Below are 24,291 nucleotides of genomic sequence, written 5' to 3'. Positions count from 1 at the left end.
GACTGACTCGGTATTAGGGACATCGATGATGTGATGTTGTTGTCCCTTTGAGTAAGTCGAAGTTAAGCTGCTGACACTCTTGCTCAATCGACAGCTTAATGTTGCCTTGCTTGGGCATCACCAAGTCAATAAACCCCTGAACTTCGCCAGACATATCCGTACCATTCACTTTGGTCTCAGCAATGGTCACTCGTCCTCGGTCTGACTGAACACCTAACTCACTGATTGAAAATGGTTGGACGATGGTTTGCAGCTGCGCACTGCCATAGCCGTTGGCTTTCTTATAAGTGAAGTCAGCGTCTCGAATGCTGGCATTAAGTGAGCCAGTCAGTGAGTGCTCAAGCATCTCTTTGCTGCCTAACAGCCCATGCGCATTCATATCAAACTCAAGTGTGCCATCTAACTCAATTGGCAAACTGGCGGTCTGATGGATGAGATTAAGAGGCAATCCATCCCCATGCGCAACTAACTGCCATGGTTGGCTTAGTTTCCCGATTTCCCAAAAACCGGATGCATCAACGTATCCACTTTCCAATGGGATGAACAGGCGTTCTAATTCCCATGCGCCATCACTCGCATTACTATTAAGGACGGCTTGAGTGCCAATTAAGTCATCGTAGCTTAAGCTATTGGCGGATAACTCTACTTGCCCATTCCACAAACCCAGGGTGTGATTGCGTTTTAGTTCAAGGTTACTGCCTGTCATGTTTAATCCAGACATTTGCCAGAAGGGAGCTTGTTCAATCTGAATGATTTGGCTTCGTAGAATATCGAGCTGCCCAATGTTGATAACTTCTTGCTGTTCTAGGTATGCCCATAACAGATCTAAGGTCTGCTGAGGTGCTTCAGTCAGCTTTAAGCCCGTAGCTCTTAGCCAATCAAGTTTGGTGGTGGTAGGGGATAATTCACCCGAAAGCTGAATTCGCCCTTGGTGGAAGTCGCTGTCGAACTCAGAAATGACCCACTTATTACTTTCCAAACGAAGCTTGGCCATCGGAGAGACAAAAAGTTGCTCTAGGTAGGCGACACTTTCTGCGTTAAATGAAATTGAGGCGTTGTCTTGCTGCCATAACCATTGTGAAACGGATTCCTCAGAGGTAGGGAACAGTGACAGATTTTCAACTGATGCATCTAAATTAGTCGCTTGAATGGTTGATGATGAAAAGTGGCTATTCAGGATATCTAGACTATTAATGTGTGAAATGTTCTTCACGATCGGCAATAGCTTGGCAGAGAATTCGCTGAATTTCTCTAAGTGAGAAAGGTTGAGCTTATTGAGCGTCACGTTAATCAGTGACCAACCGTGATCATACTGTTCAGCTTGCCCTGAGATATCAGCACCTCGCCACTCAAACGACGCGCCATAGACAGTGCTGTCTTTGGCTTTGTAATCGCTATTGATGAGTAGCTGATTGAACGCTTCACCGTGGTAATAGAGCTGTTCGGCACTGAGCTGAATTTCACCAAACGGAATGATCTGATTGTCGCCTAGCCAAACTGGTTCCTTTACCTGAACATTGACACCACGTGCGATCACATCATCGACTGAGAGGTCAAGGTTATTGAGCGCAAGCTGGTGGAGTGTCACCGATTCTTGCCAATGAAAGTAAGAGTCGAGCTGTTGCAGGCTCAAACCATCGATAAGTATGCTATCTAATACCCATTTTCCTTGTTGATAGGGCTGTTTATTTAGCCAAATATCTACTTGAGGAATATAGGTTGTTTGGTCAGACTGTTGTGATTCCGCGTTGTAGCTCACCCCTTGCAAAGAAAGATGAAACGGTGCGTTGTAGGTGACTTTTTCAAATTGAACCTTATCACCTAGCCAATAACTCAGTAGTTGATTGCTCGCTGGCGCGGCATAGCGTGTTTGTGATAATGCATAAACAGAAGTGATGAGCGCAATAGTAATCAGCAAGAGGATCAGCAAAATAGTCAGCAGCTTCTTCATTTAAGGCGAAATCCAATCTGAGTGAGTAAATAGAATGTGAGTTTATAGATTGGTCTAAAACAAGGGCTGCTTCAATAGAAAAGCCCCTAAAGTTAGGGGCTTGTACTAAGTTTGAGCTTTACAACTGAACTTTAACGCTTAAAGAGAGCGATTAGTCGAGTTGAGGACCTGCGGCAACCAGTGATTGACCATCAGCGTTGTCAGTGTACTTATCAAAGTTATTGATAAAGCGCTGAGCGAGGTCATTGGCTTTGCTTTCCCATTGCAGTGGATCAACGTAGGTATCACGTGGGTCCAAAATTGCAGGGTCAACACCTGGTAGCGATGTAGGCACTTCTAGGTTGAATACTGGAATTGAGGTTGTTTCTGCTTTCTCAATTGAACCATCAAGGATTGCATCGATGATGCCACGCGTATCTTGAATTGAGATACGCTTGCCACTGCCGTTCCAACCTGTGTTTACAAGGTAAGCTTCTGCACCTGCCGCTTCCATACGCTTAACCAGTACTTCTGCATACTTAGTTGGGTGAAGCGTTAGGAACGCGGCACCGAAACAAGCTGAGAAGGTTGGTGTTGGCTCTGTAATACCACGCTCAGTACCTGCAAGTTTCGCAGTGAAGCCTGATAGGAAGTGGTACTTCGTTTGCTCAGGTGTCAGTTTCGATACTGGAGGAAGAACGCCAAATGCATCGGCAGATAAGAAGATCACTTTATTAGCGTGACCGCCTTTCGATACCGGTTTAACGATGTTATCGATATGGTGGATTGGGTAAGAAACACGAGTGTTCTCTGTTTTTGAGTTGTCATCAAAATCAATAGAACCATCGTTGCGAACCGTGACGTTTTCTAGCAGCGCATCACGACGGATTGCATTGTAGATGTCAGGCTCGGCTTCTTTCGATAACTTGATGGTTTTCGCGTAACAGCCGCCTTCGAAGTTAAATACGCCGTCATCATCCCAACCGTGCTCATCGTCACCGATCAGTGCGCGTTTAGGGTCAGTAGAGAGTGTTGTTTTACCTGTACCTGATAGCCCGAAGAATACGGCTACATCGCCTTCTTCACCCATGTTGGCACTACAGTGCATCGATGCGATGTCTTTCAGTGGCAAGAAGTAGTTCATCATGGCGAACATGCCTTTTTTCATCTCGCCGCCATACCAAGTGCCGCCGATCAGCTGCATGCGCTCAGTTAAGTTAAAGACCGTGAAGTTTTCAGAGTTCAGACCATGCTCTTCCCACTTTTGGTTCGTACATTTCGCGCCGTTCATTACAACGAAATCTGGCTCAAAGGTTGCAAGCTCTTCTTCGGTTGGACGAATGAACATGTTTTTCACGAAGTGAGCTTGCCATGCAACCTCAGTAATAATGCGAATACTTAAACGAGTATCTGGGTTAGCACCACAGTAACCGTCTATCACAAACAAGCGTTTACCTGATAACTCATTCGTTACAAGCGCTTTTAGGTCATTCCAAACCGCCTGGTCGATTGCTTTGTTATCATTTTTAACCGCGTCAGAGGTCCACCACATGTGCTCTTCTGTTGTTGCATCTTTAACAATGTACTTATCTTTTGGCGAGCGGCCAGTAAAGATCCCAGTATCAACAGCAACAGCACCAAGTTCAGTCACTACGCCTTTTTCGTAGCCTTCTAAACTTGAACGGGTTTCCTCTTCGAATAATTGTTCGTAACTAGGATTGCGAAGAATCTCAGTTGCGCCAGTAATTCCGTGCTTGGTTAGATCGAGTTGTGCAGCCTTTGTATGTTCCATAACGGTCATAGGTGCTCCTTGTAGGGATAGATAATGTAGGGATTTGTAATTTATTATTTTTTTATCTGCTCAATATACTACCAATGGGGTAGTCGGAAAAAAGGGATGTAGTTCAAAAAATACCCACAATTCCGGTAAGGGTTATGTGTTCCATCACATATTGGCTACAGCTATTTTATCCTGTAAGCAAACCTTTGCGCTAGATCAAAAGAATTATTAATACTAAGAAATTAAGTGGATTATTTCATGACGAAAACCCTGATATCACATGGGTTTGATCACAAAAAAAGCCAGCGTGATGCTGGCTTATTGGTGGGATTTACGTGCTTGTTATTTTATGCGAATTAATGCGTATTGAATTACAAGGACTTACACGTACAGAGTCTAGTGCAGAGTGCTATTGCCTGAATTCGCTTCAACAAACAGTTCTTTGACTTGCTCTTCATTAAAGGAATAGTTGGTACCACAGTAGTCACAATGTAGAGACACCGCGCCTTCCGTGGCAATAATATCGGCCAGCTCTTCTTGGCTAACGGTAATGATTGCAGCCCCACTTCGCTCACGTGAACAACCACAGTGGAAAACAACCGGTTGTGGAGTGAAAATCTGTACTTTCTCTTGGTTATAGAGGCGATAAAGTAACTCATTCGCTTCTAGTGAGAAGAGCTCTTCATTTTTCACCGTGTCGGTGAGTTGTTCTAAATGCTCAAAATCGTCAGCAGAGCCTGTTCCATCAGGCATTACCTGCAGTAACATACCTGCAGCATGAGGCTTACCTTCAAATTCGCCAGTGCGAATCCATAGGCGAGTTTTGAGTTGTTCTGAACGCTCAAAATAGCTTTCTAAAACCTCAGCGAGATTATCGCCTTCAAGCCCAACTACCCCTTGGTATCGTTCACCTTTTTTCGGCTCGATAGTAATCACTAGGTGACCTTTACCAATCAGGTCATGTAGAGACGCGTTATCGTCAATCTCACCTTTATGACGAGCAACACCACGAATCCTTTGTTCATTGTCACCATTGATAACCACCAAAGAAACAGGCCCATCACCTTGAAGCTGCATTGTGATTGAGCCTTCAAATTTAAGGGTTGCCGTTAGAAGAGTCGTTGATACCAGTAGCTCACCCAGTAGCTTTTGTACGGCCAGTGGGTATTCCTTGCTAGAAATAATTTGTTGGTAGGCTTCATCCACTTGTACCAACTCACCGCGTACAGAAAGATCTTCAAAAAGGTAGCGGTTTAATACATTGCTTGCCATCTAGGGAGCTCCAGCTTATTGATGTTTAAATTTAATAATGTTTCGACGCTGTTTTTTATCAGGTCGACGTTCAGGGGCAGGGCTGTGCGCGTGTAGTTTGCGCTGCTCTGCATTGGCCTGTCGCTTTTCGATACTTTCAGGGGTCTCACTATAGAGCGTTTGAGCTTCTGGTGCTCCCCGTCTTTGATCTGAGAGTTTTTCAATGACAACCGTTTTCTCTTCGTGCCCTTGTCTTAGTGTAATAAGCGCGCCGAGTTCTACAAGTTTACTCGGTTTACTACGTTGACCGTTGTAATGAACTTTACCGCCATCGATCATATTACGAGCGATGGAGCGAGTTTTATAAAAACGGGCCGCCCAAATCCATTTATCGAGTCTTATTGCTGTAGAGTTGGCACTCATAGTAAAAAATTACCTCTAATTTTTATCACGCATGGTTTCACGCAGACAGACTGTGATCACTGACGAAGAAGAAATAGTCATCAAATGTGGGTAAACAATGGTGTTGAGGTTCCAATTTTTCAAGGTAAAGCGTAAATATTCGTATGATTTCACGGTAGCTTAACAACGCTATGTTATATTGAAAGGTCATAACTGTATGATCAGTAATATTTATCACGCCAGTAGATCGTGATCTTGGATTTGTATTTATAAGGATATCGTTGAGTGAAGCAGAACTCACTTTCTCACATCGTCGCTTCAAACGTTTGGCTACAGAAATTATCAGGGCAATCTGTTGTGATTCAGCAGCGCCTGAGCCTTGCTTGCTGCTTGCTACTTTTGATGTCTGCTGCGTGGGTATTAGGAAAGATGTTCTGGTTACTTCAAAGTCCAGAGGACTCTGTCTCCCCTTGGAATGCAAAACCTGTATCAGCACAAAGCCAAACACAATCGAGTTTGGATACCTCTTCTTTAAAAAATAGTCACCTCTTTGGTGTTTATCAGCAAGAAGCCAAAGTGGTCGAGAAACCAGTAGTGCAAGATGCGCCTAAAACGCGTTTAAATTTAACACTGGTTGGTGTGGTGGCGAGTAGTGATGACAATAAGAGCTTAGCGGTTATCGCGAATCGAGGCAGTCAGTCGACTTATGGCATTAATGAGCAGATTGAAGGCACGCGTGCTCAGCTTAAAGCGGTGTTCAGTGATCGCGTTATTATTGATAACTCGGGTCGAGATGAAACACTTATGCTCGCGGGGATTGATTACAGCAAATTGTCAGCCAATACGCCTGCGACAAAGCCCGCTCAAAATCGCCATGGTAACAACGCTGCAAACGCCTCTTCTAATGGCGATGCCAAGCTAGACACCATTCGGGCCGAAATCTCACAAGATCCACAGAAAATATTCCAGTACGTTCGTATGTCTCAAGTAAAACGTGATGGTCAGGTGATGGGCTATCGAGTGACACCAGGCCAAGAGCCGGAGCTGTTTCGCTCAGTGGGTTTAGAAAGTGGTGATATTGCGACACAGTTAAATGGTCATGATCTCACTGATCCGGCCTCAATGAGCAAAATTTTTAAAACTATCTCTGATTTAAGTGAGTTAAATCTAACGGTTGAGAGAGATGGTCAGAATCATGATATCAATATTGAATTTTAATGCGGGTGCAATGAAGCATCGGTATGAGGAGTAAAACGTGAAGCATTGGTTTAACAAAAGTGCTTGTCTATTGGCAGGAAGCTTATTAGTAGGCAACTTACTGGCACCACCTGTGGCTGTTGCCAATGATTTTAGTGCCAGCTTCAAGGGGACGGATATTCAAGAGTTCATCAATATTGTTGGGCGTAATCTTGAAAAAACCATCATTGTCGACCCATCCGTACGTGGCAAAGTGGATGTGCGCAGTTACGACATGCTGACGACAGAGCAATATTACAGCTTCTTCCTTAATGTCCTTGAAGTCTATGGCTTTGCTGTGATTGAGATGGATAACGGCGTATTGAAGGTCGTGAAATCGAAAGATGCCAAAACCTCAGCCATTCCAGTTGTCAGTGATGACAGCGCTAAAGGGGACAGCGTCATCACTCGAGTGGTTGCTGTAAGAAACGTCTCGGTGAGAGAGCTATCACCACTACTGCGCCAGCTGAATGATAATGCAGGTGCAGGTAACGTGGTTCATTATGACCCTGCCAATATTATTCTCATTACTGGCCGTGCGGCGGTCGTGAACCGTTTAGCGGAAATCATCAAACGTGTTGACCAAGCGGGTGATAAAGAAATTGAGGTGATTGAGCTTAATAACGCTTCTGCAGCGGAGATGGTTCGCATTGTTGATGCGCTTAATAAAACTACCGATGCCAAGAATACCCCTGCATTTCTTCAACCTAAGCTGGTTGCTGATGATCGCACCAACTCTATCCTAATCTCTGGCGATCCTAAGGTACGAGCAAGACTAAAAAGATTGATTACTCAGCTTGATATTGAGATGGCGTCAAAGGGTAATAACCAAGTTATCTACCTTAAGTATGCGAAAGCGGATGATTTGGTTGATGTACTAAAGGGCGTGTCAGATAACTTACAAGCTGAAAAGCAAGCGGCTCGGTCAGGTGGTGGCGCGAATACCAATAGTAACCGAAGTGAAGTGGTGATTGCGGCGCATACAGGTACTAATGCGTTAGTGGTTACCGCGCCGCCAGATATCATGAATGCCATCCAAGATGTGGTGGCCCAGCTTGATATCCGCCGTGCACAAGTTTTGATTGAAGCGCTAATTGTTGAAATGTCGGAAGGTGATGGCATCAACCTTGGCGTTCAATGGGGTAACTTGGAAACGGGTGCTGTGGTTCAATACGGCAACACGGGAGCGTCGATTGGTAACGTGATGATTGGCTTAGAAGAAGCTAAAGACACGACTAAAACGGAAAGCTATTGGAACTCAAGCGATAATAAATGGGAATCTCGTGAAACCACCGAAGAAGGGGATTACTCGACATTAGCCGCTGCTTTATCTGGCGTGAACGGGGCTGCGGTCAGCATTGCCATGGGTGATTGGACAGCGTTAATCAGTGCCGTCTCAACCGACTCCAACTCAAATATCCTTTCTTCTCCTAGTATCACTGTGATGGATAATGGCGAAGCGTCTTTTATTGTTGGTGAAGAAGTACCGGTTATTACGGGTTCTACGTCAGGTTCAAATAACGAAAACCCATTCCAAACCGTTGACCGAAAAGAAGTCGGTATCAAACTTAAAGTCGTACCACAGATTAACGAAGGTAACTCAGTCCAACTGGATATCGAGCAAGAAGTTTCAAACGTCTTAGGCGCGCAAGGTGCGGTTGATGTACGTTTTGCTAAGCGTCAGCTAAATACTTCTGTAATGGTTGAAGATGGACAGATGATTGTCCTAGGTGGTTTGATTGACGAGCGAGCGCTTGAGAGTGAATCAAAAGTGCCACTGCTGGGTGATATTCCATTCCTAGGACACCTTTTCAAATCGACCAGCACTCAGGTAGAGAAAAAGAACCTAATGGTGTTTATCAAACCAACCATTATTCGTGATGGCATGACCGCAGACGGCATTACGCAGCGTAAATATAACTTCATTCGTGCTGAGCAGCTGTTTAAAGCCGATCAAGGCCTTAAGTTGATGGGTGATAATAATATTCCGGTACTGCCCGCTTTTGGACAAGACATTCGCCACCCTGCAGAGATTCAAGCCTTCCTTGATCAAATGGGTGACGAGTAATGAGCGAGCTGCTAGATAGTGGCGTTCTAACACGCTTACCCTTTAGCTTTGCTAATCGCTTTAAGCTTGTACTTGAGCGCAGTGATCAAGGTTGCACGCTCTTTTATGTTGCACCTTTATCGATAGAAGCACTGGTTGAAGTAAAACGCGTTGCGAAAGTGACCTTTACGCCAATCGAGCAAAGCGTTGAAGAGTTTGATAAAAAGCTCACCGAAGTGTATCAGCGAGACTCTTCTGAAGCGCGTCAGCTGATGGAAGATATTGGTGCAGATAACGATGACTTCTTCTCGCTCGCTGAAGAGCTGCCACACGATGAAGATCTACTTGAGGCTGAAGATGACGCCCCTATCATCAAGTTAATCAATGCGATGCTGGGTGAAGCGATCAAAGAAGGCGCGTCAGATATTCATATCGAGACCTTTGAAAAATCACTCTCTATTCGTTTCCGTGTTGATGGTGTTTTACGTGACGTACTTGCACCGAGCCGTAAACTGGCACCATTGCTTGTCTCTCGTGTGAAAGTTATGGCGAAACTCGATATTGCTGAAAAGCGGGTACCCCAAGATGGCCGTATTTCACTGCGTATTGGTGGCCGAGCGGTCGATGTGCGTGTCTCAACCATGCCTTCTTCACATGGTGAGCGAGTGGTCATGCGTCTATTGGATAAAAACGCGACGCGCCTCGACCTACATAGCCTGGGTATGACAAAGTCTATCCATGAAAGTTTCAGCAAGTTAATTGCACGTCCGCATGGCATTATTTTAGTGACTGGACCAACAGGTTCAGGTAAATCGACGACCTTATATGCGGGCTTGCAAGAGCTTAACAGTAATGAAAGAAACATCTTAACCGTTGAAGATCCGATTGAATTTGATATTGATGGCATTGGTCAAACACAGGTTAACCCGAAAGTTGATATGACCTTCGCTCGTGGTTTAAGAGCCATACTGCGTCAGGATCCTGATGTGGTAATGGTTGGTGAAATTCGTGATTTAGAAACCGCACAAATTGGCGTTCAAGCGTCATTAACGGGTCACTTGGTGATGTCGACACTGCACACCAACACTGCCGTTGGCGCCATAACGCGATTGCGTGATATGGGCATTGAGCCATTTCTTATCTCATCGTCATTGCTTGGCGTACTCGCTCAGCGATTAGTGCGAACTCTGTGTAGTGACTGCAAGCAGCCATATCCAGCCCTTCCTGAGCAAAAAGCAATGTTTGGTCTAGCAGAAGATGAAGCGCTTACTTTACATCGAGCGACTGGCTGTGAAGCGTGTAATAACAAAGGTTACCGTGGTCGAACAGGTATTCATGAGTTGATATTGGTTGATGAGGATGTTCAGGCGCTCATTCACAGTGAGGCAGGTGAGCAGGCGATTGAAAAAGCGGTTCGTCAGCAAACGCCGAGTATTCGAAGCGATGGTTTATCCAAAGTTCGTTTAGGGGTGACCTCAATTGAAGAAGTTATGCGCGTCACTAAGGAGACCTAATGGCGGCATTTGAGTATAAAGCGTTAAATGCCAAAGGGCGGCAGAAGAAAGGGGTTATCGATGGCGATAACGCTCGTCAGGTTCGTTCTCGCCTAAAAGAGCAAGGTCTTATTCCTATTGAGGTGACAGAAACTCGAGCCAAAAGTAACGCGCATTCTTCTCAAGGTGGCTTGAGCTTTAAGCGTGGCTTGAGCACGCCAGATTTGGCTTTGATTACACGCCAGCTATCAACCTTAGTTCAATCGGGAATGCCACTCGAAGAGTGTCTGAAAGCGGTGTCGGAGCAGTCAGAAAAGCCAAGAATTCGCACTATGTTGGCTGCCATTCGCGCTAAAGTAACCGAAGGTTATACCCTCGCTGACAGTTTAACGGACTATTCGCATGTGTTTGACGACTTGTTCCGTTCTATGGTGTCTGCAGGTGAAAAGTCCGGACATTTGGATGCGGTACTAGAGCGTTTGGCGGATTACGCCGAAAATCGTGAAAAAATGCGTTCGAAACTGCTTCAAGCGATGATTTACCCAATCGTGTTGGTGGTGTTTGCCATCAGTATCGTAGCGTTCTTATTAGCTGCTGTGGTACCTAAAATTATCGATCAATTTGTGCAGATGGCGCAGGACTTACCTCAATCCACTCAAATCTTATTGGCAGCCAGTGACTTTGTGCAGCAGTGGGGCGTCGCGTTGCTTGTTGCCACGGTTTTAGTGATTACTTTTATCAAGTGGTTGCTCACCAAGCCTGATATTCGATTGCGTTGGGATAAAACCATGCTGTCAGTTCCCTTGGTTGGAAAAATCATAAAAGGATTGAATACAGCGCGTTTTGCTCGAACATTATCGATTTGTACTTCCAGTGCGATCCCTATTTTAGAAGGGATGAAAGTGGCTGTGGACGTGATGTCTAATCAATACATTAAGCAGCAAGTGTTGATGGCGACGGATAATGTCAGAGAGGGCGCTAGCCTGAGAAAAGCCTTGGATCAAACCAAACTATTCCCACCGATGATGCTGCACATGATCGCCAGTGGCGAACAAAGTGGTCAGCTTGAAAATATGTTAACGCGAGCGGCAGATAACCAAGATAACCAGTTTGAATCAACAGTAAACATTGCTTTGGGTATCTTTACGCCGATGCTGATTGCCTTAATGGCTGGTATGGTACTGTTTATCGTTATGGCGACTTTAATGCCTATTTTAGAAATGAATAATTTGATGAGTCGATAAGACTGCAATCTATGCCTCAATGGTTTTTGGAGAAAAAATGAGACGTAAAATGAACAAACAGTCAGGCTTTACCCTGTTAGAAGTAATGGTCGTTGTGGTCATTCTAGGCTTACTCGCTAGCTTTGTTGTACCCAATTTGATTGGTAGTAAAGATCAGGCCGATCAGAAAAAAGTGGTGATTGATATCGCTGCATTAGAAAGTGAGCTGATGAAGTATCGATTGAATCATCACACGTTCCCTACGACCGATCAGGGCCTTGAAGCGCTTGTTACTAAGCCAAACAACCCTGAGCCACGCAACTACCCAGAAAATGGGTATGTAACGCGTTTGCCAACTGACCCGTGGGGCAATGAGTACCAATATCTTAACCCTGGTGAGCATGGTGTAATTGATATCTTCAGCCTTGGTGCTGATGGTCAAGAGGGCGGCGAAGGGATCAATTCCGTTATCGGTAACTGGAATATCCAAGACTTTCAGTAATGGCTTGATTGATCATAGATAGGGTTGTCACCGCATGCGGAACGATAAACAACAGGGCTTCACCTTACTAGAAATCTTATTGGTTCTAGTGGTTATCTCTGTCGGTGTTGTGACCACCCTTTCTGTCCTTCCAAGCAACAGTGAAGATCAAGCCAAGGGTCAGGCGCAAGCCTTATTTCAGCGGCTTCAGCTGCTCAATGATGAAGCCATACTCAGTGGTCGAGATTTTGGCTTAAGAGTTGATGAAACTCGCTCGCGTTATGTGTGGATGACGATTGAAAACGGAGAGTGGAAGACCCAAGGGTTTGACACTATTCCAGAGCTGACATCACTCGCTGAAGACGGTGTTGCGATTGAGATGGTACTGGGTGGTGATATTTGGAACGACAAAGATCGCCTGTTTAATCCCGGCTCACTGTTTGATGAAGAGATGTTTGCTGATGTAGATGCGGATGCAAAGCCGCTTCCACCTCAGATATTTATCTTCTCTAGTGGTGAAATCACACCCGTTTCGATTGCTCTGTACCCGCAAGACAGAGATGCCAAACAAGATAGTTGGCGCGTTGTGGCCAAAGAAAATGGTCAAATATTACTGTTAGCCCCGGGGGAGCGCGAAGATGATGAATCGTTTTAAGCCTTCACGGGGTATGACGCTACTTGAAGTGCTTGTTGCACTGGCAATATTTGCGACGGCTGCGATTTCAGTGATTCGTTCCGTGGGCCAGCACATCAATACCATTACACATTTAGAAGATAAAACCTTTGCGGCGATGGTGGTTGATAATCAGATGGCAAACGTCCTCCTTAACCCGTCTGAGTTAAAGGGGCAGCAAGGCACAGAAGAGCTAGCAGAGCGAAAATGGTATTGGAAAGTCACACCGATAAAAACATCCGATGGATTATTGAGTGCTTTTGATGTGAGTGCATCATTGAGTGAACAGGGTGATGCGATCGTCACGGTGCGAAGCTATGTGGCTAAGTAAAACAATGCTGTTAAGTAAAGTCATGTCGTTGATTAACGATAGGCTGCTAAATAAAAAGCGGCTAAGTCAGGGTCAACAGCTTTTGGATCATGGCAACCCAAAAGCCCATAAAGCTGTAAAAAACGCAAGAATGAAGAGTGGCTTCACGCTTTTGGAAGTGTTGGTTGCCATGGCTATCTTTGCGGCATTGAGTGTTAGCGCTTATCAAGTGGTTGATCAAGTTCGCTTAAGCAACGCGATGTCACTTGAGCGAGGCGAGCGCCTGAAAGAGCTGCAACGCAGTATGGTGATGATGGACAGTGATTTTCGTCAGATCGCCACCAGACAATTTCGCACCAATGGCGAACAGGCTAACGGTGAAGAGGGTGTGCAGCTTCTTCAGTGGCAAGATTACTTATTAGAATCCGATAGCAAAGGTGTGCTTTTTACACGCCTTGGCTGGCATAACCCGCAGCAACAATTCCCCCGTGGAGAGATTGTTAAAGTGGGTTATCGAATAAAAGACGACACCTTAGAGCGAGTTTGGTGGCGTTATCCTGATACGCCCGTTGGCCAACAAGCGGTAGTTACTCCACTTCTTCATGACGTTGAAAGCTTTAATCTACGTTTTTATTACCAAGGAAGTTGGGTTGAAGAGTGGAGTATTGAGCAGGCTTTACCTGAGGCAATCTCGGTGGAGTTAGAGTTAACGGACTACGGAAAAATTACGCGAGTTTATTTAGTCGCAAGTGGTGCAATTGTTCAAGGCAGTGGCAACCAAAGTGGTGACAATCAAGGCGGTAACAATAGTGAAGACCCTGATGATGAGCAGACTTGATGAGTAATCTAAAATCGAGGCAGCGCGGTGTTGCGTTAATCATTGTCTTAATGCTTCTTGCAGTGATGGTGTCGATTGCGGCGACCATGTCGAGCCGACTGTTTACTCAATTTAAGCGTGGTAGTAATCAGCTTACTTATCAGCAAGCGTATTGGTACAGCATTGGTGTAGAGGGTTTAGCAAAAGTAGGTATTGAGCAGAGTTACCAAGACAGCGATACGATTAACTTATCGCAACCTTGGGCACTTGAAGAGCAGACCTACCCCTTAGATTACGGCACCTTAAGTGGACGAATGTTTGATAAACAAGCGTGCTTTAATCTCAATGTGTTTGCTCGAGTAAAAAGTGATTCATCGCAGTCGCGTAAGCCCTATTTAGTTCGCTTTTGGCAAGCGCTGCTGGAAGAGGTTGAGGTTGAAGGGTATCAAGCAGAAGTCATTGCCGAATCTACCTGGGATTACATTAGCCAAGAGAACTCCGTGCAATCTTCAATGGGAGCAGGTGACAGCTATTACGAATCCTTGTCACCGGCTTATATGGCGGCGAATGGCTTAATTGCTGACACCAGTGAATTACGTTCAATTCAGCAGGTTTCTGGTGATGTGATGCAAAAAATTGCGCCTTATATTTGCGCATTGCCGACCGATGATTGGCGACTCAATATTAATACTATTGAAGCTGAACAATCGGCGCTGCTTGTTGCTCTATTTCAACCGCATTTAAGTGAACAAAATGCCGAATCATTGATTGAATCTAGGCCGTTTGATGGCTGGTCAACCGTTGATGATTTTATGGCAGAAACATCCATCAATAGTATTGAAGAAAGTGTTCGAGATGAGGCGAAAGCCTACCTAACGATTGATAGCGCTTACTTTGAATTAGACGCACAAATATTAGTGAATGACTCTCGAGTCCGAATTCGAAGTCTGTTATTTAGTGATAATCGAGAAACAGCAACGGTGATTCGCCGTCGCTTTGGAGGGATCAGTGAGCGAGTTTCTGACAGTTCGACTGAGTAGTGACAAAAGTGCACCAATTCAATGGCTCGTCTGGTCAACAGCTCAAGACGAAGTCATCGCCAGCGGTGAGTTAACCGGCTGGCACAGCTTATCTGAATTATCAGACTATGCCGACAAAAGACAAGTGATCGCGCTACTTTCAAGTGATGATGTGGTGTTGTCTGAGGTAGATTTACCAGCGGGTTCATCACGTCAGTTAGAGTCGATGCTGCCGTATTTACTTGAAGATGATATCGCGCAAGATGTCGATGAACTGCATTTTACGGTTTTAGCTAAAAACGCGAAAACAGCGAACATCGTGGCTACCGATAAAGCCTGGCTGAACGAATGTTTAAGTGAGCTTAAAGAGTTAGGGCTTAATGTGTTTAAAGTACTGCCCGATGTGTTGGCTTTACCACAAAGCGAGCAACTGACTGCAGCGAATATTGGTGATCAGTGGTTAGTGCGAAAAGGTGACTATCTGGGGCTTTGTGTTCAATCGGAGTGGCTTGGCATGTTGCATCCGTCTGACTGGGTAAAACAAGACGGTGAATACTTGTCCTTGGCATCATATAGTCCATTACCTGAATTAAGCTTGGCGAACGAACAATCTTGGCAAAGTGTTGATGCACCGTTGATCATGCAGCTACTGACACAAGGGGCCCTTTTAACGAAAGTGACGATGCTGACGGGCGACTTCAAACCAAGCTCATCGCTACTGAAATATTGGTCTATTTGGAAAAAGACAGCTGTTGCTGCTATCGCGCTCGGTGTGGTGTTTGTAGGTCAACATGGATTGCAAGTAAGCCAAGACGAAGCACAGGCCAATGCGTATCGAACTGAGAGTGAACGTATCTTCCGCGAAGCGCTACCAGGGAAGACTCGTATCCCAACGGTCAGTTACCTTAAGCGCCAAATGACGGATGAATCGAATCGTTTATCGGGCGGCGGCGGTGGCTACCCAATGCTAGAGTGGATGATGAAAATTCCAGAATCACTGGAAGCAACCAACTCCATGACGCTATTAAGTATTCGTTACGATGGAAATCGAGAAGAAATTCGTATTCAGGCTCAAAGTAAGGACTTTCAAAGCTTTGAGCAGGTGAGAGTTAAGTTCTCTGAGAACTTCAACGTTGAACAAGGTCAGCTCAGCCGCTCTGGAGAGTGGGTGAACGGTAGCTTTGTATTGAAGAGAGAGCAATGATGGATAAATTACTCACAACATTGAAGCTTTGGTGGCACGGGATCTCACTAAGAGAGCAGCGACTGGTCTTGGTTTGTTCCGGTCTACTACTGATTGGTATTGGTTACTGGGGCATTTTTGAGCCGATGAACCAACGTAGCACACAAGCACAGAATCGACTGAACAGTGAGAAACAACTGCTTAGCTGGGTACAAAGCAAAGCGGATGAGATCGTTCAACTCAGAGCACAAAGTGGTATAGCGACAACCAGTCAACCACTAAACCAAGTGATCTCATCGTCAGCGAGTCGCTTTAAGGTCGAGCTTATTCGTATTCAACCGCGCGATGACATGTTTCAGGTATGGGTTCAGCCAATTGAGTTTAATCAGTTCTTACAATGGATTACATATCTAAAAGAGCAGCAGGGTATCGATGTCGAGCATCTTGATATTAGTCGTACAGAGCGTGCGGGTGTGGTTGATGTGAAACGCTTGCAGTTTAAGCGAGGTGGTTAATGAAGCGTATTATTTTAGCCTCACTGATTATTCTAATGACGCTGCTTATTAGTATCGTTGTCCATATGCCAGCTCAATTTGTGTTGCAGTTTGCACCGCTACCCAGAGGGTTAGAGATTCAAGGTGTACAAGGGTCGGTATGGCAAGGTAGCGTGAAACAAGTGAGCTGGCAGGGGAACACTTTTGGGCAGCTTCAATGGACGCTACATCCAAGTCAGCTTCTCTTAGGTAAAGCGCAAGCTGATGTGAGGTTTGGTCAAGGCAGTGCTATGGGTTTGCGTGGTCGAGGAACGATAGGTTATGGCTTGTCGGGCGCTTATGCGAGTGACACGATTGCTTCCGTTCCTGCTCAATTTGCTATTGACCAGCTATCACTGCCATTGCCGATTGATCTTGAAGGGCAGGTAGAGCTTTCAATCAGTAAGCTTGTTGTTTCAGATCTTGATCAGCCAATGCCAACGTGTCAGCAAGGTGAAGGCGCAGTGGTTTGGGGTGGAAATAACGTAACGACGCCGATTGCAGAATTGGTGCTTGGCCCTGTCGTTGTTAATATTCAATGCCAAGAGAGTGCTGTTACCTTAAAAGGTAAGCAAGGCAGTGAGCAGGTGAGCGCTGAGTTTGATGCTACATTGGATGTGAATGCCAATGGGCAAATCGCGTATCAAGCCAAAGGATGGTTTAAGCCTGAATCTGAATTCCCAGCTACGCTGTCCAGCCAATTAAAATGGTTAGGTAATCCCGATAACCAAGGTCGTTACCCACAGAGCTTTAACGGTCGACTATAGAACTATCAGTTTTCGTTCAGCTGAAAGCGAATTGTTGAAATAAAAAAGCGAGCCCAGTAATGGTCTCGCTTTTTTGATTTATTCGCTTTGTTTATAGAGAATGCGACAGTGTGCGTAGATTAACCGCTAGTCTTTGACTTTTAAGATCTCATCCCACGGAAGCCCTTCATCGCCAAGTACAATAAAGTTTGGATTTTCGAGCGTCTCACGTTCGTTGTAGGAGAGTGGCTCTAACTGAGTACTCAAGATACGCCCTCCTGCCTCTTCAACAATACATTGAGTAGCCGCGGTATCCCATTCACCGGTTGGACCTATTCGTAGATAACAATCTACAGCGCCTTCGGCGACCAAACACGCTTTCAGTGCAGCAGAACCCAGTGGTACTAGGTCATAGTTCCAGGCACTGCTCATGCGCCCAGTAATGCGATTAATATCTTGGCGTCGGCTAATGGCGATCCCAATGGGCTGCTTTTGCCCAGGTTCATGCTTATGAGTCTCTATCTTCACGGCATTCGCCATATTAGGCGCTTCATTTAAGGCGGGGATTTTCCACGCGCCTTGACCGCTATAGGCGTAGTAGGTGACACCAGACACAGGGCCGTAACAGACACCCATGATCGGTTTGTTATTTTCAATTAGAGCGATAATCGTCGCGAAGTCACCACTTCGAGCAATGAACTCTTGAGTACCATCAAGAGGATCTACCAACCAGTAACGATCCCACTCAGCGCGTTTGTCTAAGCTAATATCCGCGGCTTCTTCAGAGAGCACTGGAATATCAGGCGTTAACTCGGTTAAGCGCTTGGTAATCAGCTTATGTGCGGCAATATCGGCACTAGTGACAGGGGTTTCGTCACTTTTTACGTAAGCTTCGTATTGTTTGGTTTCATAAATATCGAGGATGAGCTGCCCTGCAGAGCGAGCGATCTCAATAACGGAGGGCACTAGATGAGATAAGTCTTTTTCTGTCGACATAATATTTCCTAAGACTCTGAGATTATTATTTTTTTAAATGCTTCAGAGCAAGCAGCAAAGCGGTGATACTGCGTGCTTCGCTAAAATCTAAATGAGTCACTAACTCTTCAGCTTGGGCTAATGGCCAACGTACCACTTCCAACGGTTCAGGTTCATCACCCTCTAGCTTCTCTGAGTATAGATCCTGTGCGACGAATAGGGTCATTTGGCTGGAAAAATAAGAGGGCGCTAAAACCACTCTCTTTAATGGTGTTAATTTGCGAGCACCAAATCCGATCTCTTCTTTTAGCTCTCGGTTTGCTGCTTCTTCGTCTGACTCACCAGGATCAATCAGACCTTTTGGAAAACCCAGTTCATAGCGTTCTGTTCCTGCTGCGTATTCTCGCACCAATAACAAGTCGCCTTGCTCAGTGATTGGCACCATCATGACAGCATGACGACCGCTTGGCTTCATGCGTTCATAAGTACGCTCGACACCATTACTAAAACGAAGGTCGAGAGATTCGATGGTGAATAATTTAGATTGAGCAACCGAACGTATCGCTAGAATGGTCGGTGGGCTTAGTGTTGTCATGTTGCTCGCTCCGTTGAGTGATTAGAGTGAAAGATCCACAGGCTTTAATATATGAAATTACCAACCCAGTTGAAAAGCGATCCTTTGGAGGTAAATCAAAGTATTGAAATTAAGACAAAAAAGCCGACGTATTCACATCGGCTTCGTTTCATCATTACTGCTTAGTAGTAAGAGTGCTCACCACGGTCATGCTCTGTCGCATCACGTACTGCCGTTAGCTCGCCTTCAAATTGCTGAAGAAGCTCTTTTTCGATGCCTTCTTTTAGCGTGACATCAACCATTGAACAACCATTACAACCGCCACCAAAGGCAACGATAGCAACACCATCATCGGTGATTTCAACTAGGCTAACGTGACCACCGTGACCGGCCAGTTGCGGGTTAACTTGAGTTTGAATAGCGTATTCAACACGCTCAATGAGAGAGGCGTCATCAGCCACTTTACGCATTTTCGCATTTGGCGCTTTAAGTGTGAGCTGAGAGCCCATTTTGTCTGTGACGAAATCGACTTCTGCATCTTCCAAAAATGGCAAGCTTAGCTCATCAATAAAGGCAGAGAACGTTTCAAATTTTAGTTCAGTATCTGTTGCTTCCACGGCTTCAGGTGGGCAGTAAGAAACGCCACACTCTGCATTTTGAGTTCCAGGGTTAACAACAAATACGCGAATATTAGTTCCTTCAGGTTGTTGGCTAAGTAAGCCACCGAAGTGAGTTTGCGCTGTTTCTGTAATAGTAATAGTGTTTGACACGACGAATACCTGAGTAATTTTGTAAACTATTTATACGCCATTCTACTCCTGAGAAATCTAATTTCTAGAGCTAAAATGAAATCTCTTCGCTTTAGATTGTGTTGTCGGTTTCTGGAGTGCGGCAGATACAATAAATATCAATCTTTTCGACGCCCGCTTCAAGTAGTAATTTACATAAATGATGGGTTGTACTGCCTGTAGTGACGACATCATCAATAATCGCAATGTGTTTCTGTTTTAGTGGGTGGTTAAGTCGAAAGGCCTTTCTAAGATTTTGTTGTCGAAGCTGTTTATTGAGTCCGTTCTGTTGTGGGGTGCTTTTCGTCCGAGTAAATAGGGTATTAGAGATCGGAACTTTTAGTGTACGACTGAGCTGTGTGGCTAGCAGCTCACTTTGATTGAATCCCCGATGAAGGTAGCGCTTCCAATGCAGTGGAACGTAGGTAATGAGTTCTGGTTTTTTGTCAATGTTCTGATTAAGTTGAGCAATCAGTGGTTTAGCAAGCCAAAACTGCTTTTGATACTTAAATTGATGGATATAGTGGGAAAGGGGTGGTTGATAATCCCCAACGCAATAAAGCCGAGACCAAAGTGGTGGGCGACGAAGGCACTCTCCGCATTGAGGTGTGATTGTAAGAGTCTTCAACCCGCAACGTAGGCAGCGTGGTGTTGGTGTAAATAGTTCAAGGCAGCTATGGCACCAAATAGTATTTGGATAATCAGTGAGGGTACTGTGGGTGAAGTTGATAGGAAGGCTGCATAAATCGCAGTCGCAGCCTAAGTAACGGCGCATGTTTTTTTGTAGCCAATCGGATACCATAAGCCAAGCTTTTCTATAGGAAGAGTTTAATCCTTATAATGCGCGGAACAGCCACACCAACAGGCTGTTTTTAGTCGGGTATATTGTGACATTAAGTACAAAACGTGACATGAATTGAGTACGTCACGTTGAATAGAGAGAGTGAGCATGGATAACGCTTTGCATTGGCAAGTTTCAGGGCAGGGGAATGACCTTGTATTGCTGCATGGTTGGGGAATGAACGGCGCGGTTTGGGATCAAACCGTTGAGGCACTCAATCAACATTATCGGGTTCATGTGGTTGATCTACCCGGCTATGGTCATAGCGCACATTTGCACGCATCGACGCTTGAAGAGATTGCTCTGAGTCTACTTGAAGAGGCGCCTGAGCAGGCCATTTGGCTAGGGTGGTCATTAGGTGGCTTAGTGGCAACACACATGGCGCTTAATCACAGTGAACGAGTGAGTAAGCTTATTACCGTAGCAAGCTCTCCTAAGTTCGCAGCGGATAGACATTGGCGTGGCATTCAACCGAAAGTTCTGGATGCATTTACTGATCAACTGGTCGAAGATTTCCAAACCACGATTGAACGCTTTATGGCACTGCAGGCGATGGGTAGCCCATCAGCAAGACAAGATGTAAAGCAGCTTAAAAAAGCCGTATTGTCGCGCCCAACACCAAATCCCGAGTCGTTACTCGCTGGGCTAGCTATGCTGGCGAATGTCGATTTACGCCCCCAGTTAGAAACGCTTTCTGTGCCGATGTTGAGGCTTTATGGTCGGTTAGATGGTTTGGTGCCGATTAAGGTCGCAACGGATGTTGAAAAACACCTTCCAGAGACTCAGCAGTATGTCTTTAGCCAGTCGTCTCACGCGCCCTTCATGACCGAACTGGATGCCTTCTGTCATCAAATTGTCGCTTTTGGCGAAAAATAATTGGCACTTTTGAGTGAAATCGCTCAAATACTGCTAAATATTTAACCACCTTAGCCGATAAGTTATTTAACCCAATATAGCTGACAATACGAAAAGCATTATCGGGTTGGGCGATGCCAAGGAGGTATTTGGCTATGATTGTGTCACCGACTAACGTTAGTGTGCCACTTATCGCCCCATCAGTTAATGTGCAAACGGAGCAGGCTGCGCGAGACAATAAAATTCGCGAACCTGTTGTACCGACCGCAGAGTTAGTGAAGTCGAACGCAGAGCGTAAGTTAAAAGCTGACGATAAACGGCGAAGGCGATCCTCATGGGACCCGTCAGAGCATCCTGATTACGACATGGATGACGATGGCGATATTGCTGAGCCGCATAATGAAGAGCCCAAAAGCGTATTAGAGCGTCTATTTAGCTTGATCGCTTTAAAAACTTACAGCGAAAAGCAAGGCAAAGGCTACGCAATGCGATTTAAGTTACCTAAGCACATTGTTGATGCAGCGATAACTGAGGGACAGATGGCAAAACGGCGAACAGTAATAAAATATCATTACGGTCACGCAGTTGCCCCTAACGTACCGTCTGAGGTTATAGCGGTGTTGTAAACACGGGTATTAAACATGGCTATCGTTACTTGTTGTATTCACGTGTTTATCGCTATCTATAAAAATACCCACTATTGAGTGGGTATTTTTTTCTCTAGCGTATAGTTATGGTGACTATTTTTTTGCTTTCGCAAACGCAGCGGCAAAGGCGCCACCCATTGCACCACCAGAGAGGTCATTGTTCTGGCGCTGATTCTGATGACGAGAGTCAGAGCGAGACGGATTATTACGACCATTAGTGTGATTTGGTTTAGCTGAGCTTGAACGTTGTGGGCGATTGTCTTGACCGGGCTCATCGCTCAAACGCATAGTCAGAGCAATACGCTTACGCTGCTCATCCACTTCCATTACTTTCACTTTGACGATATCACCTGCTTTTACTACTTCACGAGGATCGGCGACAAAGCGATCGGTCAATGCTGAGATATGTACCAAGCCATCTTGGTGAACACCAATGTCCACAAATGCACCAAAATTAGCGACGTTAGAGACCACGCCTTCTAGAACCATGCCGATTTCCAAATCTGACACTTTCGTCACGCCATCGGCAAAGCTTGCTGTTTTAAACTCAGGACGTGGATCTCGACCCGGTTTGTCTAGCTCTTTGATAATGTCAGTTACCGTTGGAACACCGAAGCTTTCACTGGTGTATTCACTTGCGCGGAGGTTACGTAAAAAATCGCTGTTACCAATTAAGGCTTTAACGGCGGTGCTGTTTTTGTCTGAAATCGCTTTAACCACAGGGTAAGCTTCAGGGTGAACGGCAGACGCATCAAGAGGGTTTTTACCATCCATGATTCGTAGGAATCCAGCACACTGCTCAAACGCTTTAGGCCCAAGTCGAGCGACTTTTTTCAATGTGGTACGTGCTTCAAAGCGGCCGTTGGTGTCACGGTAATCGACGATGTTTTGCGCAATCGTCGTGCTTAATCCCGCAACGCGAGTCAGTAGTGCCGCAGAGGCGGTATTAACATCAACGCCCACGGCGTTTACACAATCTTCGACTACTGCGTCAAGACGCTTCGCCAGCATGGATTGACCCACATCATGCTGATATTGACCCACACCAATCGATTTCGGATCAATTTTCACTAGCTCTGCCAATGGATCTTGCAGGCGACGAGCAATAGAGACTGCGCCACGTAGCGAAACATCCATATTTGGAAACTCATTCGCAGCAAGCTCTGATGCCGAGTAAACTGATGCTCCCGCTTCACTGACAGTAATCTTTTGTACTTTCAAGCTACCACGCTTAATCACGTCTGCAACAAAGCTATCGGTTTCACGAGAGGCGGTACCGTTACCAATGGCGATTAAATCAACGTTGTATTTCTTAACCAGTTGCTCAACCGTATGCGCAGATTTGTCATATTGCTTTTGCGGCGGGTGAGGGTAGATGGTGTCAGTCGCTAGTACCTTACCAGTGGCATCAACCACCGCAATTTTAGAGCCGGTACGCAGACCAGGGTCGAGACCCAATGTTGCTTTAGGGCCAGCAGGCGCGGCCATTAACAGATCTTTTAGGTTGGTGGCAAAAACCTCAATGGCTTCGACTTCAGAACGCTCTTTCAATACGCCCATCAACTCGGTTTCCATGTGCATGGATACCTTAATGCGCCATGCCCAACTAACCACTTGTTTGCGCCAAGCATCGGCCGGAGCACTGCTAAGGTTAATACCGTAGTGATCGGTAATGATGGTTTCACAATAAGATTGTCGAACGCTCTCTTCTTGCGCAGGGTCGGCGTTCATCGAGATACTAAGAAAACCTTCGTTTCGTCCTCGAAGCATTGCTAATGCACGGTGAGAAGGGACCTTGCTGAGTAGCTCATTATGTTCAAAGTAGTCTTTAAATTTCTCACCTTGTTGCTCTTTACCGGTTACAACGCGTGAAACTAGCTCTGCATTACGAGTGAGGTACTGGCGAATTTTTTCCAATAAATTCGCGTCTTCGGCAATGCGTTCCATGACGATAGCGCGAGCACCATCAAGCGCTGCTTTGGTATCGTTAATGCCATTTTCTGTATTCAGGTATTTTGTGGCTTCTGACTCAGGTTCTGTTTGGGGAGTTAACCACAAGATATCGGCAAGCGGTTCCAGCCCAGCTTCAATGGCGATTTGCCCTTTGGTGCGACGCTTTGGTTTGTATGGCAGGTAAAGGTCTTCTAAACGTGTTTTGCTGTCCGCTTGATTCAATTCGTTTTCTAGTTCAGGCGTTAACTTACCTTGGTCACGAATTGATTTTAAAATGGTTTCTCGTCTGTCGCCTAGCTCGCGAAGGTACGATAAGCGGCTGTCTAGGTTACGCAATTGAGTATCATCGAGCCCGCCAGTGACCTCTTTTCGGTAACGTGCAATAAAAGGGACGGTATTACCATCATCGATCAAGGTAACAGCAGCAATAACTTGCTCTGGGCGCACACTCAATTCGCGTGCGATAGCGTTGCAGATAGCTTGGCTCATCTGAGAATTCTCTTTTGTTCTAGTATTGGATAGGTCAACGGACCT

23 protein-coding genes are annotated in these 24,291 nt (G+C 45.5%); 14 read left to right on the top strand and 9 right to left on the bottom strand.

Annotated elements, in window-relative coordinates:
- Window positions 1-13 precede the first annotated feature (13 nt).
- From KP803_RS08540 to hslR, 4 genes are all read right to left on the bottom strand, one after another.
- Window positions 14-1,951, bottom strand: a complete 1,938-nt coding sequence (locus tag KP803_RS08540) for an AsmA family protein (protein ID WP_248008405.1) — start codon at window positions 1,949-1,951, stop codon at window positions 14-16.
- Between the two features lie 151 nt (window positions 1,952-2,102).
- Window positions 2,103-3,731 (bottom strand): phosphoenolpyruvate carboxykinase (ATP), encoded by a 1,629-nt coding sequence (gene pckA / locus KP803_RS08535; RefSeq protein ID WP_248008404.1) that lies wholly within the window; start codon window positions 3,729-3,731, stop codon window positions 2,103-2,105.
- A gap of 375 nt (window positions 3,732-4,106) precedes the next feature.
- Window positions 4,107-4,982, bottom strand: a complete 876-nt coding sequence (gene hslO / locus KP803_RS08530; protein WP_248008403.1) for an Hsp33 family molecular chaperone HslO — start codon at window positions 4,980-4,982, stop codon at window positions 4,107-4,109.
- A gap of 15 nt (window positions 4,983-4,997) precedes the next feature.
- Window positions 4,998-5,384 (bottom strand): ribosome-associated heat shock protein Hsp15, encoded by a 387-nt coding sequence (gene hslR, locus KP803_RS08525; protein WP_248008402.1) that lies wholly within the window; start codon window positions 5,382-5,384, stop codon window positions 4,998-5,000.
- A 264-nt stretch (window positions 5,385-5,648) separates the two neighbouring features.
- Between hslR and gspC the strand changes: the two genes are divergently transcribed.
- From gspC to KP803_RS08465, 12 genes are read left to right on the top strand one after another with little or no spacing between them, the layout of a single operon-like run.
- Entirely contained in the window at window positions 5,649-6,581 is a 933-nt protein-coding gene (gene gspC, locus KP803_RS08520) for a type II secretion system protein GspC (protein ID WP_427916932.1), read from the top strand.
- Window positions 6,582-6,618: 37 nt separating this feature from the next.
- On the top strand, window positions 6,619-8,667 hold the full coding sequence (gspD, locus tag KP803_RS08515) for a type II secretion system secretin GspD (protein WP_248008401.1): 2,049 nt from the start codon (window positions 6,619-6,621) through the stop codon (window positions 8,665-8,667).
- Complete coding sequence (gspE, locus tag KP803_RS08510) at window positions 8,667-10,160, top strand: type II secretion system ATPase GspE (RefSeq protein ID WP_248008400.1); 1,494 nt, start codon at window positions 8,667-8,669, stop codon at window positions 10,158-10,160. The genes gspD and gspE overlap by 1 nt, the downstream gene beginning before the upstream one ends.
- Window positions 10,160-11,383: a type II secretion system inner membrane protein GspF gene (gene gspF, locus KP803_RS08505; protein ID WP_248008399.1), complete on the top strand. Its 1,224-nt coding sequence runs from the start codon at window positions 10,160-10,162 to the stop codon at window positions 11,381-11,383. Before gspE ends, gspF begins: the two co-directional genes overlap by 1 nt.
- Before the next feature lie 37 nt (window positions 11,384-11,420).
- Window positions 11,421-11,864 carry a type II secretion system major pseudopilin GspG gene (gene gspG / locus KP803_RS08500; protein WP_248008398.1) on the top strand — a complete coding sequence of 148 codons (444 nt, stop codon included), beginning with the start codon at window positions 11,421-11,423 and terminating at the stop codon, window positions 11,862-11,864.
- A gap of 34 nt (window positions 11,865-11,898) precedes the next feature.
- Window positions 11,899-12,498 carry a type II secretion system minor pseudopilin GspH gene (gspH, locus tag KP803_RS08495; protein ID WP_248008397.1) on the top strand — a complete coding sequence of 200 codons (600 nt, stop codon included), beginning with the start codon at window positions 11,899-11,901 and terminating at the stop codon, window positions 12,496-12,498.
- Entirely contained in the window at window positions 12,482-12,847 is a 366-nt protein-coding gene (gene gspI / locus KP803_RS08490; protein ID WP_248008396.1) for a type II secretion system minor pseudopilin GspI, read from the top strand. The genes gspH and gspI overlap by 17 nt, the downstream gene beginning before the upstream one ends.
- The gene (gspJ, locus tag KP803_RS08485) at window positions 12,834-13,664 is read left to right on the top strand and encodes a type II secretion system minor pseudopilin GspJ (RefSeq protein WP_248008395.1); all 831 of its coding nucleotides are present in this window, start codon (window positions 12,834-12,836) and stop codon (window positions 13,662-13,664) included. The genes gspI and gspJ overlap by 14 nt, the downstream gene beginning before the upstream one ends.
- Window positions 13,664-14,683, top strand: a complete 1,020-nt coding sequence (gene gspK, locus KP803_RS08480) for a type II secretion system minor pseudopilin GspK (RefSeq protein WP_248008394.1) — start codon at window positions 13,664-13,666, stop codon at window positions 14,681-14,683. The genes gspJ and gspK overlap by 1 nt, the downstream gene beginning before the upstream one ends.
- Window positions 14,652-15,866 (top strand): type II secretion system protein GspL, encoded by a 1,215-nt coding sequence (gene gspL, locus KP803_RS08475; RefSeq protein WP_248008393.1) that lies wholly within the window; start codon window positions 14,652-14,654, stop codon window positions 15,864-15,866. Before gspK ends, gspL begins: the two co-directional genes overlap by 32 nt.
- The gene (locus tag KP803_RS08470; protein WP_248008392.1) at window positions 15,863-16,360 is read left to right on the top strand and encodes a type II secretion system protein M; all 498 of its coding nucleotides are present in this window, start codon (window positions 15,863-15,865) and stop codon (window positions 16,358-16,360) included. The genes gspL and KP803_RS08470 overlap by 4 nt, the downstream gene beginning before the upstream one ends.
- On the top strand, window positions 16,360-17,145 hold the full coding sequence (locus KP803_RS08465) for a type II secretion system protein N (RefSeq protein WP_248008391.1): 786 nt from the start codon (window positions 16,360-16,362) through the stop codon (window positions 17,143-17,145). Before KP803_RS08470 ends, KP803_RS08465 begins: the two co-directional genes overlap by 1 nt.
- A 126-nt stretch (window positions 17,146-17,271) precedes the next feature.
- Here KP803_RS08465 and cysQ read toward each other — a convergent pair whose 3' ends face one another.
- The 4 genes from cysQ to KP803_RS08445 form a co-directional block, all read right to left on the bottom strand.
- Window positions 17,272-18,120, bottom strand: a complete 849-nt coding sequence (cysQ, locus tag KP803_RS08460; RefSeq protein ID WP_248008390.1) for a 3'(2'),5'-bisphosphate nucleotidase CysQ — start codon at window positions 18,118-18,120, stop codon at window positions 17,272-17,274.
- Window positions 18,121-18,145: 25 nt separating this feature from the next.
- Window positions 18,146-18,694, bottom strand: coding sequence for an ADP compounds hydrolase NudE (gene nudE, locus KP803_RS08455; protein WP_248008389.1), 549 nt, complete (start codon window positions 18,692-18,694; stop codon window positions 18,146-18,148).
- A gap of 161 nt (window positions 18,695-18,855) precedes the next feature.
- Window positions 18,856-19,443 carry a Fe-S biogenesis protein NfuA gene (nfuA, locus tag KP803_RS08450; protein WP_248008388.1) on the bottom strand — a complete coding sequence of 196 codons (588 nt, stop codon included), beginning with the start codon at window positions 19,441-19,443 and terminating at the stop codon, window positions 18,856-18,858.
- A 91-nt stretch (window positions 19,444-19,534) separates the two neighbouring features.
- Window positions 19,535-20,263, bottom strand: a complete 729-nt coding sequence (locus tag KP803_RS08445) for a ComF family protein (protein ID WP_427916931.1) — start codon at window positions 20,261-20,263, stop codon at window positions 19,535-19,537.
- Window positions 20,264-20,410: 147 nt separating this feature from the next.
- Here KP803_RS08445 and bioH point away from each other — a divergent pair, with 147 nt between their 5' ends.
- Both bioH and KP803_RS08435 read left to right on the top strand, forming a co-directional pair.
- On the top strand, window positions 20,411-21,178 hold the full coding sequence (gene bioH, locus KP803_RS08440) for a pimeloyl-ACP methyl ester esterase BioH (RefSeq protein ID WP_248008386.1): 768 nt from the start codon (window positions 20,411-20,413) through the stop codon (window positions 21,176-21,178).
- Window positions 21,179-21,312: 134 nt separating this feature from the next.
- Window positions 21,313-21,783 carry an ATP-dependent Lon protease gene (locus KP803_RS08435; protein ID WP_248008385.1) on the top strand — a complete coding sequence of 157 codons (471 nt, stop codon included), beginning with the start codon at window positions 21,313-21,315 and terminating at the stop codon, window positions 21,781-21,783.
- Window positions 21,784-21,897: 114 nt separating this feature from the next.
- Here the strand turns inward: KP803_RS08435 and KP803_RS08430 are convergent, their stop codons facing one another.
- Complete coding sequence (locus tag KP803_RS08430) at window positions 21,898-24,246, bottom strand: Tex family protein (RefSeq protein ID WP_248008384.1); 2,349 nt, start codon at window positions 24,244-24,246, stop codon at window positions 21,898-21,900.
- Between the last annotated feature and the right edge of the window lie 45 nt (window positions 24,247-24,291).

It is taken from the genome of Vibrio amylolyticus, from assembly GCF_023145695.1.
In the GTDB taxonomy this organism is placed as follows: domain Bacteria; phylum Pseudomonadota; class Gammaproteobacteria; order Enterobacterales; family Vibrionaceae; genus Vibrio; species Vibrio amylolyticus.
Note: the sequence above shows the minus strand (reverse complement) of the source record. Positions and strands in the feature narration are given on the sequence as shown.